The 15,697-nt window shown below is 41.7% G+C and carries 15 protein-coding genes, 1 tRNA gene and 1 pseudogene; 11 read left to right on the forward strand and 6 right to left on the reverse strand.

What is annotated here, in order from left to right; genetic code table 11:
• Positions 1-59: 59 nt before the first annotated feature.
• Both ACM0OP_RS15550 and devC read left to right on the forward strand, forming a co-directional pair.
• On the forward strand, positions 60-1,274 hold the full coding sequence (locus ACM0OP_RS15550; protein ID WP_414529329.1) for an ABC exporter membrane fusion protein: 1,215 nt from the start codon (positions 60-62) through the stop codon (positions 1,272-1,274).
• A gap of 5 nt (positions 1,275-1,279) precedes the next feature.
• Positions 1,280-2,437, forward strand: a complete 1,158-nt coding sequence (devC, locus tag ACM0OP_RS15555) for an ABC transporter permease DevC (RefSeq protein ID WP_414529330.1) — start codon at positions 1,280-1,282, stop codon at positions 2,435-2,437.
• 66 nt (positions 2,438-2,503) lie between these two features.
• Here devC and ACM0OP_RS15560 read toward each other — a convergent pair whose 3' ends face one another.
• Both ACM0OP_RS15560 and ACM0OP_RS15565 read right to left on the reverse strand, forming a co-directional pair.
• Positions 2,504-3,817: an efflux RND transporter periplasmic adaptor subunit gene (locus tag ACM0OP_RS15560; RefSeq protein ID WP_414529331.1), complete on the reverse strand. Its 1,314-nt coding sequence runs from the start codon at positions 3,815-3,817 to the stop codon at positions 2,504-2,506.
• 248 nt (positions 3,818-4,065) lie between these two features.
• Positions 4,066-5,004, reverse strand: coding sequence for a serine hydrolase (locus ACM0OP_RS15565; protein ID WP_414529332.1), 939 nt, complete (start codon positions 5,002-5,004; stop codon positions 4,066-4,068).
• A gap of 6 nt (positions 5,005-5,010) precedes the next feature.
• Here ACM0OP_RS15565 and ACM0OP_RS15570 point away from each other — a divergent pair, with 6 nt between their 5' ends.
• The 3 genes from ACM0OP_RS15570 to ACM0OP_RS15580 are packed head-to-tail and all read left to right on the forward strand — an operon-like array spanning position 5,011 to position 8,028.
• Entirely contained in the window at positions 5,011-5,718 is a 708-nt protein-coding gene (locus tag ACM0OP_RS15570) for a C40 family peptidase (protein WP_414529333.1), read from the forward strand.
• Between the two features lie 14 nt (positions 5,719-5,732).
• Positions 5,733-6,746 (forward strand): glycosyltransferase family 2 protein, encoded by a 1,014-nt coding sequence (locus ACM0OP_RS15575; RefSeq protein ID WP_414529334.1) that lies wholly within the window; start codon positions 5,733-5,735, stop codon positions 6,744-6,746.
• A gap of 46 nt (positions 6,747-6,792) precedes the next feature.
• Positions 6,793-8,028, forward strand: a complete 1,236-nt coding sequence (locus tag ACM0OP_RS15580; RefSeq protein ID WP_414529335.1) for an MFS transporter — start codon at positions 6,793-6,795, stop codon at positions 8,026-8,028.
• A 54-nt stretch (positions 8,029-8,082) separates the two neighbouring features.
• On the opposite strand, the gene ACM0OP_RS15585 is transcribed toward ACM0OP_RS15580, so the two are convergent.
• Positions 8,083-8,156: transfer RNA gene (locus ACM0OP_RS15585), tRNA-Arg, on the reverse strand.
• A gap of 36 nt (positions 8,157-8,192) precedes the next feature.
• Here ACM0OP_RS15585 and moaC point away from each other — a divergent pair.
• The 4 genes from moaC to ACM0OP_RS15605 all read left to right on the forward strand — a co-directional run bounded on the left by moaC (position 8,193) and on the right by ACM0OP_RS15605 (position 9,788).
• Complete coding sequence (gene moaC / locus ACM0OP_RS15590) at positions 8,193-8,690, forward strand: cyclic pyranopterin monophosphate synthase MoaC (protein WP_414529336.1); 498 nt, start codon at positions 8,193-8,195, stop codon at positions 8,688-8,690.
• A gap of 80 nt (positions 8,691-8,770) precedes the next feature.
• Positions 8,771-9,028, forward strand: coding sequence for a hypothetical protein (locus tag ACM0OP_RS15595; RefSeq protein WP_414529337.1), 258 nt, complete (start codon positions 8,771-8,773; stop codon positions 9,026-9,028).
• A gap of 120 nt (positions 9,029-9,148) precedes the next feature.
• Complete coding sequence (locus ACM0OP_RS15600) at positions 9,149-9,457, forward strand: DUF3181 family protein (RefSeq protein WP_414529338.1); 309 nt, start codon at positions 9,149-9,151, stop codon at positions 9,455-9,457.
• Between the two features lie 106 nt (positions 9,458-9,563).
• A complete protein-coding gene (locus ACM0OP_RS15605; RefSeq protein WP_414529339.1) occupies positions 9,564-9,788 on the forward strand; it encodes an acetyltransferase in 225 nt (74 codons plus the stop codon).
• Between the two features lie 77 nt (positions 9,789-9,865).
• Here the strand turns inward: ACM0OP_RS15605 and ACM0OP_RS15610 are convergent, their stop codons facing one another.
• From ACM0OP_RS15610 to ACM0OP_RS15620, 3 genes are all read right to left on the reverse strand, one after another.
• Entirely contained in the window at positions 9,866-10,330 is a 465-nt protein-coding gene (locus ACM0OP_RS15610) for an ABA4-like family protein (RefSeq protein WP_414529340.1), read from the reverse strand.
• Positions 10,327-11,367, reverse strand: a complete 1,041-nt coding sequence (gene cobW / locus ACM0OP_RS15615; protein ID WP_414529341.1) for a cobalamin biosynthesis protein CobW — start codon at positions 11,365-11,367, stop codon at positions 10,327-10,329. Before cobW ends, ACM0OP_RS15610 begins: the two co-directional genes overlap by 4 nt.
• A 146-nt stretch (positions 11,368-11,513) precedes the next feature.
• A complete protein-coding gene (locus ACM0OP_RS15620) occupies positions 11,514-12,230 on the reverse strand; it encodes a biliverdin-producing heme oxygenase (RefSeq protein ID WP_414529342.1) in 717 nt (238 codons plus the stop codon).
• A gap of 417 nt (positions 12,231-12,647) precedes the next feature.
• Here ACM0OP_RS15620 and glmM point away from each other — a divergent pair, with 417 nt between their 5' ends.
• Positions 12,648-14,120 carry a phosphoglucosamine mutase gene (gene glmM, locus ACM0OP_RS15625; RefSeq protein ID WP_414529343.1) on the forward strand — a complete coding sequence of 491 codons (1,473 nt, stop codon included), beginning with the start codon at positions 12,648-12,650 and terminating at the stop codon, positions 14,118-14,120.
• 215 nt (positions 14,121-14,335) lie between these two features.
• Positions 14,336-15,658 (forward strand): annotated as a pseudogene (gene hpsL, locus ACM0OP_RS15630) (hormogonium polysaccharide biosynthesis protein HpsL); the annotation flags it as partial.
• Positions 15,659-15,697 lie beyond the last annotated feature (39 nt).

Consider the following 15,697-nt stretch of genomic DNA (forward strand, 5'->3'; position numbering starts at 1 on the left):
GGACAAGAATAAAGAAGATTTGACGAATTATTTAAAACTGCTATATCAGGAAGTATTGAATGTTACGAAGTTCTGAGAAAATTCGGAAATCGTCATTGTTTCCCCGGAATGTGCGGTGGTTAGTCGCTTTAGGTATGACCTCTGTGATGGCGATGGGGGCGGGTGTAGTTTATGTAACTCGTCCTTCCACTAGTCAAACTCCAGTTGCGACTACCCAAGTTAGTCAACCAGTGATTCCAAAAGTGAATGCTTTGGGAAGATTGTCACCCGCAGGTGAAGTGATGAAAATTTCGGCTCCTACTGATCCTAGTGGTGGGAGTCGGGTTGCGGAACTGTTGGTTGATGAAGGTGAACAAGTCAACGGGGGAGATGTGATTGCTATTTTGGATAACCGCGATCGCCTGCAAGCTAATCTTAAGGAAGCACAACAACAAGTGCAAGTGGCAAAATCACGGTTGGCTCAGGTAAAAGCTGGCGCAAAACAGGGTGAAATCTCCGCTAGAGCAGCCACAGTCAGAAATCTGCAAGCCCAGTTAGAGGGCGAAATTCAAACCCAACAAGCTGCTAATGCTCGCCTCCAAGCTGAGTTGGACAGTGCAGAGATGGAATTTCGCCGCTATGAAAGTCTTTATAATCAAGGTGCGATCGCCGCTTCCGCTTTAGATAGTCGCAGATTAACCGTCAGAACCGCCCAAGCCGAATTAAATGCTGCTGAAGCCAGTTTAGCCAGAACTCAACGCACACTCACAGCCCAAATTCAAGAAGCCCAAGCTACTTTAGCGCAAACAGCAGAAGTGCGCCCCACAGATGTAGCCATAGTAGAAGCAGAAGTAAATAGTGCGATCGCCACTGTGGAAAAAATGCAAGTGGAACTGGATGTAGCATACATTCGCGCCCCCAAAGCCGGTCAAATTCTCCGCATTCAAGCCCGTCCCGGTGAAACCATCGGTGAGGAGGGAATTGTGGAACTAGCTCAAACTAATCAAATGTATGCGATCGCCGAAATTTATGAAAGTGATATTGGCAAAATTCGCCCCGGTCAAACTGCTAATATCACTAGTCCTAGCAATGCTTTTACAGGTAAATTAACCGGAACAGTTGAACAAATTGGCTTACAAGTAGCAAAAAAAGATGTCTTAGACAGTGACCCCACAGCAGCGACAGACGCGAGAGTCATTGAGGCAAAAATTCGTTTAGATGAAACTGCAACTCAGCAAGTGGCTAACTTTACTAATCTGCAAGTAAACGTAGAAATAATCATTGATTCTGAATAATATTTATGTTTAAACGTAAAATTCCCCTAGCTTGGCGGCAATTAATGAAACAAAAAGGGCGATTTTTAGTAGCTCTTTGTGGCATTACCTTTGCTGATTTTCTCATGTTAATGCAGCTAGGATTTCAGTCAGCTTTATATGATAGCAATACCCGGTTTCATGAACTGTTAGAAGCAGACTTAGTTTTAGTCAGCCGTCAAGCACAAAACTTAGGATTGCTGAGTAGTTTTCCCCGTCGGCGTTTATTTCAGGCTGCTAACTTCTCAGAAGTAGAGTCTGTTAATCCTGTGTATGCTCGTTTAGGTGTTTGGAAAAGTCCCCAAACCAAGTTAGATGAATCAATTTTAATCCTGGGCTTTAATCCCGAAAAACCTGCATTTAATTTACCAGAAGTCAATCAAAAATTAGCGCAGATTAAATATCCCAACACATTCTTCTTTGATCGTAATTCTAGCGGAAAATATGAACAGGCGATCGCCCAAATTGATCAAGGTCAACCCATCAACACACAAGTACAAGGGCGTAAAGTCCAAATTAGCGGTTTGTACGAAGTCGGCGCTTCTTTTGTCGCCAATGGTAGCCTAATTACCAGTGATCAAAACTATTTGCGGATATTTTCAGGACAGCAACCGGGTCAAGTCAACTTAGGTTTAATTAACCTGAAACCGGGAAGTAATCCTGATGTAGTCGCCAAAGCATTGCAATCTTATCTCACTGATGATATCCAAGTTTTTACCAAACAACAATTCATTGATTTTGAAAAGCAATATTGGCAAGAAAATGGCGCAATTGGTTTTATATTTTCCTTGGGTGTCACCATTGGATTTTTAGTCGGTGTAATTATTGTTTATCAAATTATTTATAGTGATGTGATGGATCACTTGCCAGAATATGCGACACTTAAGGCAATGGGTTATCGTAATAGCTATTTATTATTAGTTGTCTTTCAAGAAGCAGTAATATTAGGAATATGTGGTTTTGTTCCTGGTGGATTGGTATCATTTTTTATGTATGCTTTTACCCGGAATGTTACGAAACTACCACTATTTATGACCCCTGACCGGATAATTTTTGTATTAATATTAACCATGCTTATGTGTGTAATTTCTGGTGCGATCGCCATGCGTAAATTAAATTCGGCAGACCCAGCAGATATATTTTAAAATGCCGATGATAGCAATTACTATGCAAGGAGTAATAATTAAACCTAGATGGACGCAGATATTTTTTTACAAAGATTCTGGTACGATCAATACACCATCTTTGACATTCAATATTCCGGAAGTCACAATTTGATCTTCTGGCTGTAATCCTGCTAAAATTTGGTAATGATCATCTCGAATATGCCCTAACTTGACTGGCTTCTGGCGTGCTATTAGTTGAGTAAACCCTTGTGGTGACTCTTGTTTTTCCACAACATAAACAAAAGTTTCTTCACCCAGTCGAGAAACTGCTTTAGTAGGAATCAACACCCCAGAACGCTGATTTAAAATTACTCTTGTTCTAATTAATTGATGTGGTTTTAACAGACCTTCGGAATTATTAAAAAGTGCTTTAATTAAAGTTGATTCCTCCTGATTATTAGCATCTGGAGAAATATCAGATATTTTACTACTACTAATAACTTCGCCTTGGGGATTTAAAATTTCTACAGCCATTCCTGGGCGTAATTCTCTACTTTGTGCAGGTGAAACGGAAATCTGAACTTCCAAAGGTTGATTTTGAGAAACTGTAACTATTGGTGTAGCAGTATTGACTAAATCACCTACTTTCAACTTAATATCACCAACTGTACCGCTAAAAGGTGCTGTAATTCGATAAATTGGGGGCTGAGTTTGTCTGGTTTTAATATTTTCCTCTGCTTGTTGCAGAACTTTTTCCGCTTGGGAAATTTTGTTTTGTTCTCCTTGAATTTGGGTATTAATTGCACCTAGATGAGCTTTGATGGTATCTAGTCTGCTAGAAGATTGATCTCTAGTAAGTCGAGATATGGCTCCTTGTGCTGCAAGATCAGCATACCTTGCATATTCCTGTTGCTGTAATTGCAAATTAGCATTGTGAGATTGGCGTGCTGCTTCTAGGGATTGAAGTTTAACACGGGAATTTTCCCTTTGTATGATTGCAGTTTGTCTAGCAGCATTAATTTCATCCATTGTTACCACTGGAGAATCTACTTGCAGAATGGGGGTTCCTGCTGCTACTTGTTCTCCTGGTTTAACCAGAATTTGGGTAAGTTGTCCGGAAATTTTTGAGGGTATTTCTACTGAACGCTGAGGCTCTAAACGCGCCACAAAATCAGAACTTTCCTGAACCATACCAACTTGTACTGTTGATACTTTAACTCTGATTCCTGGGTTTTGAATTATAGTAGTTGCTGCTGGTTGTGTAGGGATAAATAACCGCCAAAATATAGCTGTTCCACTACCAATAATTAGTATAAAAGCTAACGATAATCTCAGCCATCGTCGTTTGTTAATGGATGACTTGTATGACAGGTTGGAAATATCTTCTTGAAAATCAGTTTGCGGCTCAGGGGGTGTCATAGGAGAATCTAAGATGTTAACTAAAACAAAATAGTAGACTTTGCCATGATAACCATTGATTTGGGTTGATGCTCAGAAGAACTGGAGATGTGGCATATCTAAATATACTCTTTAATAAATTTAGCTGATATCTATCCGAAGGTGAATGATAGAGCAAAAATTAAGAACATTGGTAAACAATATTCGTAATCCGCACTTAAAAATACATTAAATAACAACTGTATAATTAATTACGAATTACGAATTATTCAAAGATTACTTATAGCTGCTACAAATTGCTGAGAAACAAAAGGTAAAATTTCTCGGCTTTTAGCATTGGCTTTACCTTCAGTAAATACTACTAAATTGTAAGGTTGCTGATTTGGTAATTCAATATAGGCTGCGTCATGACGCACTTGACTTGTCCAACCGGCTTTTGACCACAGTTGAGCATTTGGGGGAAGTCCACTACCTAAAAAACCTGTAACTTGGTCTTCTTCCACATCTTTGGGCAAATCATCGGGTTTGAGACTGCGTTTGAGTAAATTCATCATGGCTTGCGATCGCGCGCTAGACACAGCGACCCCGCCCACAATACTATGAATTAACTTAGCGATCGCATTAGTAGTCACCATATTGCGATTATCCAGAATTTCCCCATAAAACGCCCGTTCCCGACCATAGGGACCATCACCCCAAGTTTTTTGACAGACATTAATTGTCTCCATTTCCTCCCAACCCAAAGACTGAAAATAACGGTTAACAATATGACGTTGATATTTCCAAGTTTCAAAAGGTCCCACAGGTAACTCCGGCCCCGAAGTCGTCCCACTCAAAATATCAACAATTAAACTAGTAGCATCATTACTAGAATCCACAATCATATCTTTCAAGGCGCGTTCCAACTCCTGAGAAGATTGAATCATGCCTTTTTCCAGCCATTCATTCACTGCAACCAAATAAAACAGTTTCACCACACTGGCCGGATAAATCCGCTCCACACCACGATAAGTAAAACCACGGGCTGTATGGTTCCAAAAAGCATCAGGAGTCAAAGCCCCACCAGTATTTACAGCTATGGGGGGATCATAGACAATCCAAGTTAGAGCTACTTGGTTCCGGGCTAAAGTCGGAAATGTTGCCCAAGTTGCTTCTAAAATGCCATTACCAATCTTTTCCAGTTGTTCGTCTTTTCTAAAGAAAATCATTGCAGAATGCTCTCTAATTCAGAATCCCAAATCCTCAATTTGCCATCGGCGGAAGAATACCACTGTCTCGCTCATCTAAATTTATATGATTCTCCTGAATGTACACGCTTGGCAACTCAAGCCGCATCTGGGCGACATTTGCGAATCACCTCAAATCAACAGATATCAGCAGTTGAGGTGTGTTTGTGTGAGGATGACTATCCTGGCTGGGTATCCTATGCCGATTTGGGTATATTACAACCTGCTACTGTACTTTATCAGGCGAAATCATTTTCTCAGGCGGAAATTACTCAACTTCTCCCAGATGTAATTACTTTTACCCAAAAAGCCCAGCAACAATCAAACTATTACCTCTGGGGTGGTACAGTCGCCCCCAATTATGACTGTTCCGGGTTAATCCAGGCGGCTTTTGTGTCCGTGGGTGTTTGGCTACCCAGAGACGCTTATCAACAAGAAGCTTTTACCCAAGGAATTACTCTGAGTGAGTTACAACCTGGGGATTTAGTGTTTTTTGGCACTCCTGAAAAAGCAACTCATGTGGGGTTATATTTGGGCGATGGTTATTACATTCATAGTTCGGGAAAAGATCAGGGACGGAATGGGATTGGAATTGATATCCTCTCGGAACAGGGAGATGGGGTGAGTCAGTCCTATTATCAGCAGCTGCGAGGTGCTGGTAGGGTGATTAAGAGTTATAAACCACAGAGACATTGAGGACACAGAGGAAGATGAGGAGTGGGTTAATTTCTAAGCAGTTAAATCAGGAAAATGGGGCGATGTCGGTAATTGTCCCGGATGTTTCAGTGGTTGTACCGGTGCGGGATGAGGTGGAAAGTTTACCACTTTTGTTAGAGGCGATCGCATCTCATGTTAGCGATGGTAACTTGAGTTATGAAATCATTTGTGTAGATGATGGTTCTAGCGATGGTTCGGCAGAATTTCTCAAGGAACAAGCCCAAATCCGCACTGATTTAAAGGCGGTGCTGTTACGGCGGAATTACGGACAAAGTGCAGCCATGGCCGCTGGGTTTAATTATGCCACCGGTCAAGTCATTGTGACTCTAGATGCTGACTTGCAAAATGACCCAGCCGATATCCCCTTATTATTAGCTAAATTAGCCGAGGGTTATGATTTGGTGAGTGGTTGGCGACATCAACGCCAAGATGCTGTACTTTCCCGGTTAATTCCTTCTAAAATTGCCAATTGGCTGATAGGGAAAGTTACAGAAGTGAAATTACATGATTACGGTTGTTCCCTCAAAGCTTATCGGTCGGAAGTAGTAGCAGATATGAATCTTTACGGAGAACTGCACCGCTTTTTACCTGCATTGGCTTACATCGAAGGGGCGCGAATTACAGAAATTCCGGTGCGTCACCATGCGCGGCGTTTTGGTAATAGTAAATATGGCATTTGGCGGACTTTTCGCGTAGTCATGGATTTACTAACCATTTACTTTATGAAAAAATTCCTCACCCGTCCCATGCACGTTTTTGGGTTATTGGGTTTAGGTTCAATGGTGACAGGAACCCTGATAGGGATCTACTTAACTTTTGTTAAATTAGCTTTTGGTCAATCAATTGGTAATCGTCCTTTACTAATTTTGGGCGTACTGCTGTTATTAACTGGGGTACAGCTATTTTGCTTTGGTCTGTTAGGGGAATTATTGATGCGTACTTACCATGAATCTCAAGGTCGTCCCATCTATCGGGTGCGAGAAGTAGTAGCCAAAAATGTTAAGTAACGTAACAATGTGATTAACAAACACTCAAAACAAACATAAATCTGATTTGAAAGTTTTTCATACATTGGACGCTAAACTACGACGCAACCTGCTGGTATTATTTGCCGCAGGTTTATTATTCTGGTCTAGCATTGCCTCATTATTACCGACTTTACCTTTGTATATTCAAGATATTGGGGCTACCAGTCAACAGATTGGCATTGTCATGGGTAGTTTTGCCATTGGGATGTTATTATTTCGCCCCTGGTGTAGCAATTTAGCAGACCAACGGGGACGTAAGATAGTGTTACTGATTGGAATGTCAGCAGTAGCGATCGCACCTTTGGGTTATATCTTTGCTACTTCTATTATCCCACTCATGGTGTTACGTGCCTTTCATGGTATTAGTATCGCCGCTTTTGGCACTGCTTACATGGCATTGGTGGGAGATTTAGCCCCGGCGGAAAATCGCGGTGAAGTTATTGGTTATATGAGTTTGGTAAATCCCCTGGGTGTAGCTATTGGCCCAGCCTTGGGGGGATATTTACAAGCCGCAGCTGGTTACACGCCATTATTTCTCCTCTCTGCGACTTTGGGTTTTGTGGGAATGTTATGTATCATTCCTCTGGTTAATCCAGATGTAGATGAAAGCCTGGACAAGAGCGCTGATGATCATCTATTCTGGCGGTTATTATTAACCCCCCGTGTGCGTATACCAGCAATCGTCATGTTTTTGATTGGCATGGCTATGGGAACTATACATACCTTTGTGGCATTATTTATCAACTCCACCGATATAGATTTGAATCCAGGACTATTTTACACAGTAGCGGCGATCGCCAGTTTTAGTGTTAGGGTGTTCATTGGTCGGGCTTCTGATAAATATGGACGGGGTTTATTTATCACCCTAAGTTTAATCGCCTTCACCTTCGCCATGATTGGGATTTGGCAAGCCACTAGCGCCCCCATTTTCTTACTATCAGCATTTGTGCAAGGTGGGGCTTCGGGGACAGTAATTCCCATGATGGCGGCCATGATGACAGACCGCGCCCACCCACACGAACGGGGACGCATATTTGGCGTATCTCTAGTAGGATTTGATATTGGCATTGCGATCGCTGGGCCAGTTCTCGGTTCCATAGCCGAAGAAGTAGGCTACCGCAATATGTTTGGTTTTGGGGCTGGTTTAACTTTCCTGGCAATTTTGATATTTCTCACCCAGTCCAGCCATAACTTCAAAAATTCTCTGCGTTTTGCTTTAGGACGTGGTACAGACAGTTATTCCTTAAATAATGCCAACTAAAACTAAAAAAAGGCAAAATAGAATCACATCTACTTTGCCTCTTTCCTTTTAAAGCGGGCGAGGAGGGATTCGAACCCCCGACACCGTGGTCCGTAGCCACGTGCTCTAGTCCACTGAGCTACACACCCTTACAAGAATCTCATCATAACACTACTCTTAAAATAATGCAAGACATAATCCCAGATAATTTTTTAACACACCTGGATAGTCAAGGGGAAGCGCAGATGGTAGATGTCTCTGCAAAAATAGCAACTATCCGCCAAGCAGTCGCTGTGGCTAGAGTGCGAATGCTACCCGAAACCTTCGCCGCCATTCAAGCCGGTAATGCACCTAAAGGTGATGTTTTAGCAACTGCGAGATTAGCCGGAATTATGGCCGCCAAACAAACAGCAACCTTAATTCCCCTGTGTCATCCCTTACCCCTGCAAAAAATTACCGTAGAGGTGACACCTCACCCCCAACTCCCCGGTTATGAAATTCACGCCACTGTTAAAACCAAAGCTGAAACTGGTGTGGAAATGGAAGCCTTAACTGCTGTATCTGTGGCGGCTTTGACTTTATACGATATGGCCAAGGGTTTAGAAAAATCGATTCAAATTGAAGCAATTCACCTAGTTAGTAAAACTGGGGGGAAATCAGGGGATTATTCTGCACCGGCTTGACAGGTCTTGTGGCCAGAGCAGCCTAAAAACTCTAAAATGAGTAAGTACATAGCAAATATTCTAGTTTCAAATAAATCTTTATGCCTCCTCGTTGGCCTCGCAAACCCGACCGCAAAGATCCAGACTTCCGCAAGTTAGATGACCGGATGACTTTTGCTGTTCATGTAGCACTAACTACAGCTGTTAATTCTGGTTTATGGTTTTTCCACAATTTAAAAGCAGCTACCTGGGAATGGCTACCCTGGTTAACAGCCGGTTGGATATTAGTATTGTTGGTGCATTTAATTTATATTAGTGCGATCGCCGATTATAGCGAAACTCCAACCAAATCTACCTGAAGACATACTATTAAAGCTAGGGCGATTGTAACCTGTGGTAGTAGATTCCCCCGGATAATTGGGCGATAATGATTAAATACCCGGATAGTTAACGCTCTTTATTGATCTCAGGTGATTTTTATGGCTACAACTAATACCACAGAATTACTAGAAGCCCTAGCTACTGAAATTGGTGACGCTGTTTATATAGATATTGCTAAATGGCATCTTTATTTATCTGATGCCAAATTACATACTGTGGTAGCTGAACAGATGTATCCTTTACTGACTTCCCAAACTGTGAATGAAGAAAAAGTTATCGCAGTTTTGGAATCTATCCCTGTAAAAATTGGCGGTGGGAGAAAGGAATTATCTTTAAATGATCTTCTACCTTTGCAATGTCAGGTGAATTTAGTGGATATTTTGGAAAAGTATCAAAGCCAGGTTTAATTGGTGAATATCATGCAGAGGCGCAGAGTCGCAGAGGGGAGGTTAGTAAGGTGAATGAGTTTTTCTAGAGTTAATTTTGGTTGATATTTTTTTGAGGTGATTAATTATGTTTTTACAACTTAAGGATTCTGGGGATCTGATCAAAATTCTCGATTTTCAGGAATTAATTGACCCCAATAATAATATTATTCGCGCCAAAGGCCAATTAGGTGAAGAAGAACAAGAACCTGATTCTTATTCTAAACAAAATCTATTATTTCCCTCTGGTGAAAGTTTACCCCGTTGTTGGTTAGATGCAAATTATCGACATCCTCAACTGTCAAAAAGATAAATGATATCATGTCCGTTTAATTAGTTACGATTAGTCACCCCACCCCCTCCCCGCAAGCGAGGAGGGGAAACTCTTAACTAGGAAACAGCTTCTTCAACAACTGTTTCCCCCTGCTGTGAATTAGGGAAAAATGCTTTAACTATCCAGTAGGTGAAAATATGGGACATTAAACCCAAGGGACCAGCAAACAAACACAAGGATAGAGAGTGGAATGTCCAAATCCCTGTTTTCTGTCCTTCTAAATATATCCAGCGACCGACAAATAAATCCATGACTAAAAAATGAATCCAGCCAGTTGCTGCTGCTGTTTCATTACTGAAAAACATCGCAATATCAGCTAATTGAGGATTAGATAAAGCGGCGGCATTTTCTGGTGTAATGCTGCTGATAAATAAATACAAATATGCACCAGCTAACACTACAAATGGTAAATATGATGCCATGACTCGCTGTGTGAGTTTCCACTTGGGGAGGAAAATCATTAATACCCAAAAGGGTAAAACGAAGACATTGGCGATATCAAATAGTTGGGAGATATTCATAAGGAGACTAATTGTGATTCTATTTCTGAAGGTTGTAAATCACGACCAATAAAAACTAAGCTGGTTTGTTTGGTTTCTGCTAGTTTCCAAGGACGATCATAAAATTTATCAAATCGACTTCCCACACCTTGCATTACTAAGCGCATGGGTTTGTTTGGGACGGCGACAAAGCCTTTAATACGATAGATTTCTTGTTGATTAACTAGTTTTTCTAGTTGTTTTTGCAGTTGGTCTGGGTCAAAGCTGCGGTTTAATACTAGATGAGTTGAGGTAATCTCTTCGTCGTGTTCGTGGTCTGCTTCGCTGTCGTGATGGCTGGGACGACTATCTAAATTATCTTCGACTGCGGCTTGGAATCCTAGTAAAATTGAGGCATCTACTCTACCGCGATCGCTTTCGACAATCTTTACAACTCTGGGTAATTCTTGCTTAATTAATGCCTCTACTTGCTGTTTAGTCTCTAGATCAACTAAATCAGTTTTATTCAACACTACTAAGTCTGCACAAGCTAATTGATCCTCAAACAATTCTTGCAAGGGTGTCTCATGTTCTAGGCTATCATCTGCTTGCCGTTGGGCGGCGATCGCCTCTGGATTACTGGCAAATGTACCTGATGCTACTGCTGCACAATCTACCACGGTAATCACTGCATCCACTGTAGCGGCGGCGCGGATTTCTTGCCAACGAAAGGCTTTAACTAAAGGTTTGGGCAAAGCTAACCCAGAGGTTTCAATTAAAATACAGTCTATGCTGTCTCGGCGTTTGATTAATTGTTGCATCGTCGGATAAAACTCTTCCTGGACGGTACAACATAAACAGCCATTGGTTAATTCAAAGATATTACTGCTATCTTCCCCTTCTCCGGGGCAAATTTCACAGGATTTCAATAACTCCCCATCAATACCCAATTCACCAAATTCATTGACTAATACTGCTATGCGGCGACCTTGATTGTTTTGTAGTAGATGACGAATTAAGCTGGTTTTACCACTGCCTAAAAAGCCTGTAATCACTGTGACGGGAATTTTTGTAGCCATTGTTTAGTTAAAGTTATCACTGAGGCTATATTATTCTCGCTCAGTTACAACATTTGGGGCAACCTGTTTGCCATCGCCTCAACTTACATCAGATGACAGCAAACTAGCTACCCCGATATTTTTACGAAACTTAACTACAGATATATTTACTCAGCTGTAGCGAGTTCAGTTTTACCACGTTGGCGGCGGCGAGTCAGGCCATTGAATACCATAATCCCGATGGATTTAATCAAGTTACCTTCTAATTCTTGGAACATTTTCATGTTCATGCCAAAAGCAGCGTTAGCTTCATCTACAATGCGATCGCCTGTAGCATCATCAATGGGTAATTCATCCAGAGTTTCCCGATATTTTACCTTGAATGCCTTCTCGTCGGTAATATCTGCAAATTCATAAAAAGCAGTACCTTCACCCTCAGACAAGTTCATTGCTGTCACCGCAATGTTTTTCAGGATTTGACCCCCCGATAAATCACCCAAATATCGAGTATAAGAATGGGCGATTAATAATTCTGGTTCTGTTTGGGAAATTTCGCGGATGCGTTCTACATAAGCTGCACCTGCTGGCGAAAGTTTCACTTCTTCCCGCCAGTTAGCACCAAAATAGTAACTCAAATCTTGCTCTAAGGTGTGTTTCCGGTTGAGTTGAGGAAAGTTAATTTTGCTGATAATTGGGTGCTGGTGGTGCTTTGCCATCTCCTCTTCCATCGCGGAGTAGATGAAGTAAAAATTGCCCACTAATTTGCGGTAGGAGTTTTTCTCTACAACTCCTTTTAAAAAACACTTGACAAAACCAACATTTTCTGCCATTGTGTGGGCTTTTTTCGTACCTAATCGTAATTTGCTGGCTAAATTGCTGCTCATACTAAAATTTCTCTACTTTAAAGCTTAACTGCTGAAGTGTGATTTTTATGAATGGCTTAAAAATGCCATTAAAAAGTTAGATTAAAACTATTTGATGAAAACTTATATTAAAATTCTTTAAGTAGCCGGCAATTTCACTGCTACGAAAACTGTAAAAAGCAAGCTCACCAATGGAAAATGCCTATATCTAGGATTTTATTAATCTGGGACTTTTATGAGAAAAATTTCAATTTGACTTTAAATATTTACAGATTTTCAAAGATAGAATCAGTAATTTTACTTAAAAAACTAGGATTCACCTGATTGGTCAAATCCGAATAAGTATATATTACAAATAAACGGTTGTTTCAGTTGAAAATACTGAATTTACCTGTAAAGTAATAGTTTCTTATTTCATGGTGTGAGCAGTTGAAACCTATGGTGACATCTATAAATAGAACCCCAGTAGACATTACAGCCATTTCTCACTCAGAAACTCCAGGATCAGCAAGAGCTGTGAATGGGAATTTGGGGGTGAATTTATTATCACTACCCCCAACTGCCTTATTTGGCACAGATGGGATTCGGGGAGAAGTGGGAGAATTACTGAATGCGCCCTTAGCATTACATATCGGTTTTTGGGCTGGTGTAGTTTTACAAAACCACAGTCATCAAACTGGGCCGGTGATTTTGGGGCAAGATTCCCGCAATTCTAGCGATATGCTAGCAATGGCTTTAAGTGCGGGTTTAACAGCAGCTGGGGTAGAGGTTTGGTATTTAGGATTATGTCCCACTCCTACAGTTGCTTACCTGACGAGTATGACTGAAGCTATTGGTGGGGTGATGATTTCTGCTAGTCATAACCCACCAGAAGACAACGGGATTAAAATTTTTAATGGTAATGGTTCTAAGTTATCCCCAATATTGCAACGGGAGATAGAAGGGGGATTACGGGGGCAAACGGTGACAGGTATAGTGGGTAATTGTGGCCGCCACTATTCACGCCGGGAATTAGTGAATGATTACAGCGCCACTTTGAAACAATCTTTGCAGAAAGTCGAGAATCTGCAAGGGCTGAAAGTTGTTTTAGATTTAGCTTGGGGTGCTGCGGTAGGTTTAGCACCAAAAATATTTACAGATATGGGTGCGGAGGTAATCTGCTTACATAATCAAGCTGATGGCGATCGCATTAATGTTAATTGCGGTTCCACTCATTTGGCAACTCTCCAAGCCACAGTGCAAGAACACAACGCTGACATAGGTTTTGCCTTTGATGGCGATGCTGACCGGGTTTTAGCTGTAGATCATACTGGTAGAGAAGTAGACGGTGATTACATTCTTTACCTCTGGGGTAAACATCTCCAACAACAGCAACAATTACCAGATAACTTGATTGTCTCCACAGTCATGGCTAACTTGGGCTTTGAGAGGGCTTGGGAACAACAAGGCGGAAAATTAATTCGCACCGCCGTGGGAGATCAATATGTCCAAGCCGAAATGGTGCGAACTGGGGGAATGTTAGGTGGTGAACAATCAGGACATATTCTTTGTCGCCATTATGCCCTCACAGGTGACGGCTTATTAACAGCTTTACATATAGCAGCCTTAGTGAAGGAATCCGGTGTTTCCCTCAGCGAAATGCTAGACCAAAGTTTTACAACCTATCCCCAATTATTACGGAATGTGCGCGTTATTGATCGCGATCGCCGATTAAACTGGCAAGATTGTCAACCCTTACAAACAGCCATCGCCCAAGCCCAAGCCTCAATGGGAGATGCAGGCAGAATCTTAGTCAGGGCTTCTGGTACAGAACCAGTAATCAGAGTCATGGTAGAAGCCGCCAACGCCGAACTAGCCAATCACTGGACAAATGAATTAGTATCTCAAGTGCAGCAACACATCGCCAATTGAACTATAGGAAGGACTCCTATCTGAATTTTGTTGGCATAGCTTGATTTACGGTTTTTTCCCACTCCCCAGCTATGCCAATCAATTCCCACATCCAACTGGATAACCATAGCAACCGCCAAGGAAGTTAGGACATAAGCTGATCATAAAAGTTAGACACCGAAAGGCTTTTACCCTACTCCCTACTCCCTACTCCCCAGCTACATGAGGAATGTTACATGGTCAAAAGCAAATCACAAAAGTCCCCAAACAAAAATAAAAAAGTATCTCCTACCCTTAACCAGAAAGAAAGGTCAGCCCAAAAGCGTAAAGCCCTCAAAGCCCGGAAAGAATTTACCACCCTGCTGACAATATCGGGTTCTGTCAGTCTTGCATTTGGGATTATATTTTTTTTAGTAGGAGGAATTACGGCGGTAATCCCTGGGGTATTGGCAATTTTAATCATGTCCTTTTCGTACAAATATCCCCGTTATGCCTTATTTGCCTTCATGATTTATCTGCCTTTTGGTGGGACTATCACCTACTACATTGGCAACAACCCCATTCTGCAACTAGCTAAAGATTCCTTTTACATTCCCGCTTTAATCGCCTTTTGGCAAATGTGCCGCCGGGAAAAACTACCCCTGATAGTTCCCAAAGCCATTAGACCGCCATTATTTATTTTAGTGGGCTTCTGCCTCCTCACCTTAATATTTATCAATGGTGGACAACAGCTAAATATTGCCTCTGTACAAGTTTTGGAAACAGGAGATCGGGAAATACCTATAGCAATGGGTATTCTGGGTCTGAAAGTACTTCTAGGCTATGTACCCTTAATTGGTTGTGCTTACTATTTAATCCGCGATCGCAAAGACTTTCTGCTACTATCCCGTATACAAGTGGGCATCATCCTCACTTGCTGTACCCTGGGAATTATTCAATACCTATTACTCCGAGCCGGTATCTGTGAAGGTACTAGAAATGCTGTAGGAGCCAACTTATTTCGAGCCTCAGTAGATGCCCGATGTTATTTTGGCGGTTCCCTACTCTACAGCCCCAGCCAGGGAGCAATTCGTCTACCAGGAACCTTTGTTGCACCTTGGCAATGGGCATGGTTTTTAATTTCTAGCACCTTTTTCGCCTTTTCTGCCAGTTTCACAGACCCCAAACCAATGTGGCGGCTAGTGGGTTTCGGTGCTTTAGCAACCCTATTAATTAATGCAGTCATCTCCGGACAGCGAGTTGCATTCATCCTCGTACCCATCTTTATTGTGGTCTTGCTATTCGTAACTGGTGAAATTCGCAACTTCAGGCGTTTTCTCCCTATTGGATTAGGACTAGTCCTGATTATGGCAATTGGCATTGTAACGAATCCCGACATTATACAAGAACGGACAGATAGTTTTGTCAATCGCCTAGAAGCAGCACCACCAGAAGACTTTATTGTGCAGCAATTTGAAGAAAACTGGCGAAATGTCATTACCCCCATTGGTAGTGGTTTAGGTCGGGCGACTAACTCTGCACGGGCATTAGGTACAACCAAGTTAGTAGAAACCTACTATTACACCCCATTATCGCCCAAAAGGTGATTGTTTCGTCAA

This window comes from Nodularia chucula CCY0103 (assembly GCF_963923915.1).
Taxonomy (GTDB): Bacteria; Cyanobacteriota; Cyanobacteriia; order Cyanobacteriales; family Nostocaceae; genus Nodularia; species Nodularia chucula.

Excerpts from the sequence above, each read along its gene's own strand:
- ACM0OP_RS15550 (WP_414529329.1), top strand. The coding sequence starts at position 60 with ATGTTACGAAGTTCTGAGAAAATTCGGAAATCGTCATTGTTTCCCCGG.
- devC (WP_414529330.1), top strand. The coding sequence starts at position 1,280 with ATGTTTAAACGTAAAATTCCCCTAGCTTGGCGGCAATTAATGAAACAA.
- ACM0OP_RS15560 (WP_414529331.1), bottom strand. The coding sequence starts at position 3,817 with ATGACACCCCCTGAGCCGCAAACTGATTTTCAAGAAGATATTTCCAAC.
- ACM0OP_RS15565 (WP_414529332.1), bottom strand. The coding sequence starts at position 5,004 with ATGATTTTCTTTAGAAAAGACGAACAACTGGAAAAGATTGGTAATGGC.
- ACM0OP_RS15570 (WP_414529333.1), top strand. The coding sequence starts at position 5,011 with ATGCTCTCTAATTCAGAATCCCAAATCCTCAATTTGCCATCGGCGGAA.
- ACM0OP_RS15575 (WP_414529334.1), top strand. The coding sequence starts at position 5,733 with ATGAGGAGTGGGTTAATTTCTAAGCAGTTAAATCAGGAAAATGGGGCG.
- moaC (WP_414529336.1), top strand. The coding sequence starts at position 8,193 with ATGCAAGACATAATCCCAGATAATTTTTTAACACACCTGGATAGTCAA.
- ACM0OP_RS15595 (WP_414529337.1), top strand. The coding sequence starts at position 8,771 with ATGCCTCCTCGTTGGCCTCGCAAACCCGACCGCAAAGATCCAGACTTC.
- ACM0OP_RS15600 (WP_414529338.1), top strand. The coding sequence starts at position 9,149 with ATGGCTACAACTAATACCACAGAATTACTAGAAGCCCTAGCTACTGAA.
- ACM0OP_RS15605 (WP_414529339.1), top strand. The coding sequence starts at position 9,564 with ATGTTTTTACAACTTAAGGATTCTGGGGATCTGATCAAAATTCTCGAT.
- ACM0OP_RS15610 (WP_414529340.1), bottom strand. The coding sequence starts at position 10,330 with ATGAATATCTCCCAACTATTTGATATCGCCAATGTCTTCGTTTTACCC.
- cobW (WP_414529341.1), bottom strand. The coding sequence starts at position 11,367 with ATGGCTACAAAAATTCCCGTCACAGTGATTACAGGCTTTTTAGGCAGT.
- ACM0OP_RS15620 (WP_414529342.1), bottom strand. The coding sequence starts at position 12,230 with ATGAGCAGCAATTTAGCCAGCAAATTACGATTAGGTACGAAAAAAGCC.
- glmM (WP_414529343.1), top strand. The coding sequence starts at position 12,648 with ATGGTGACATCTATAAATAGAACCCCAGTAGACATTACAGCCATTTCT.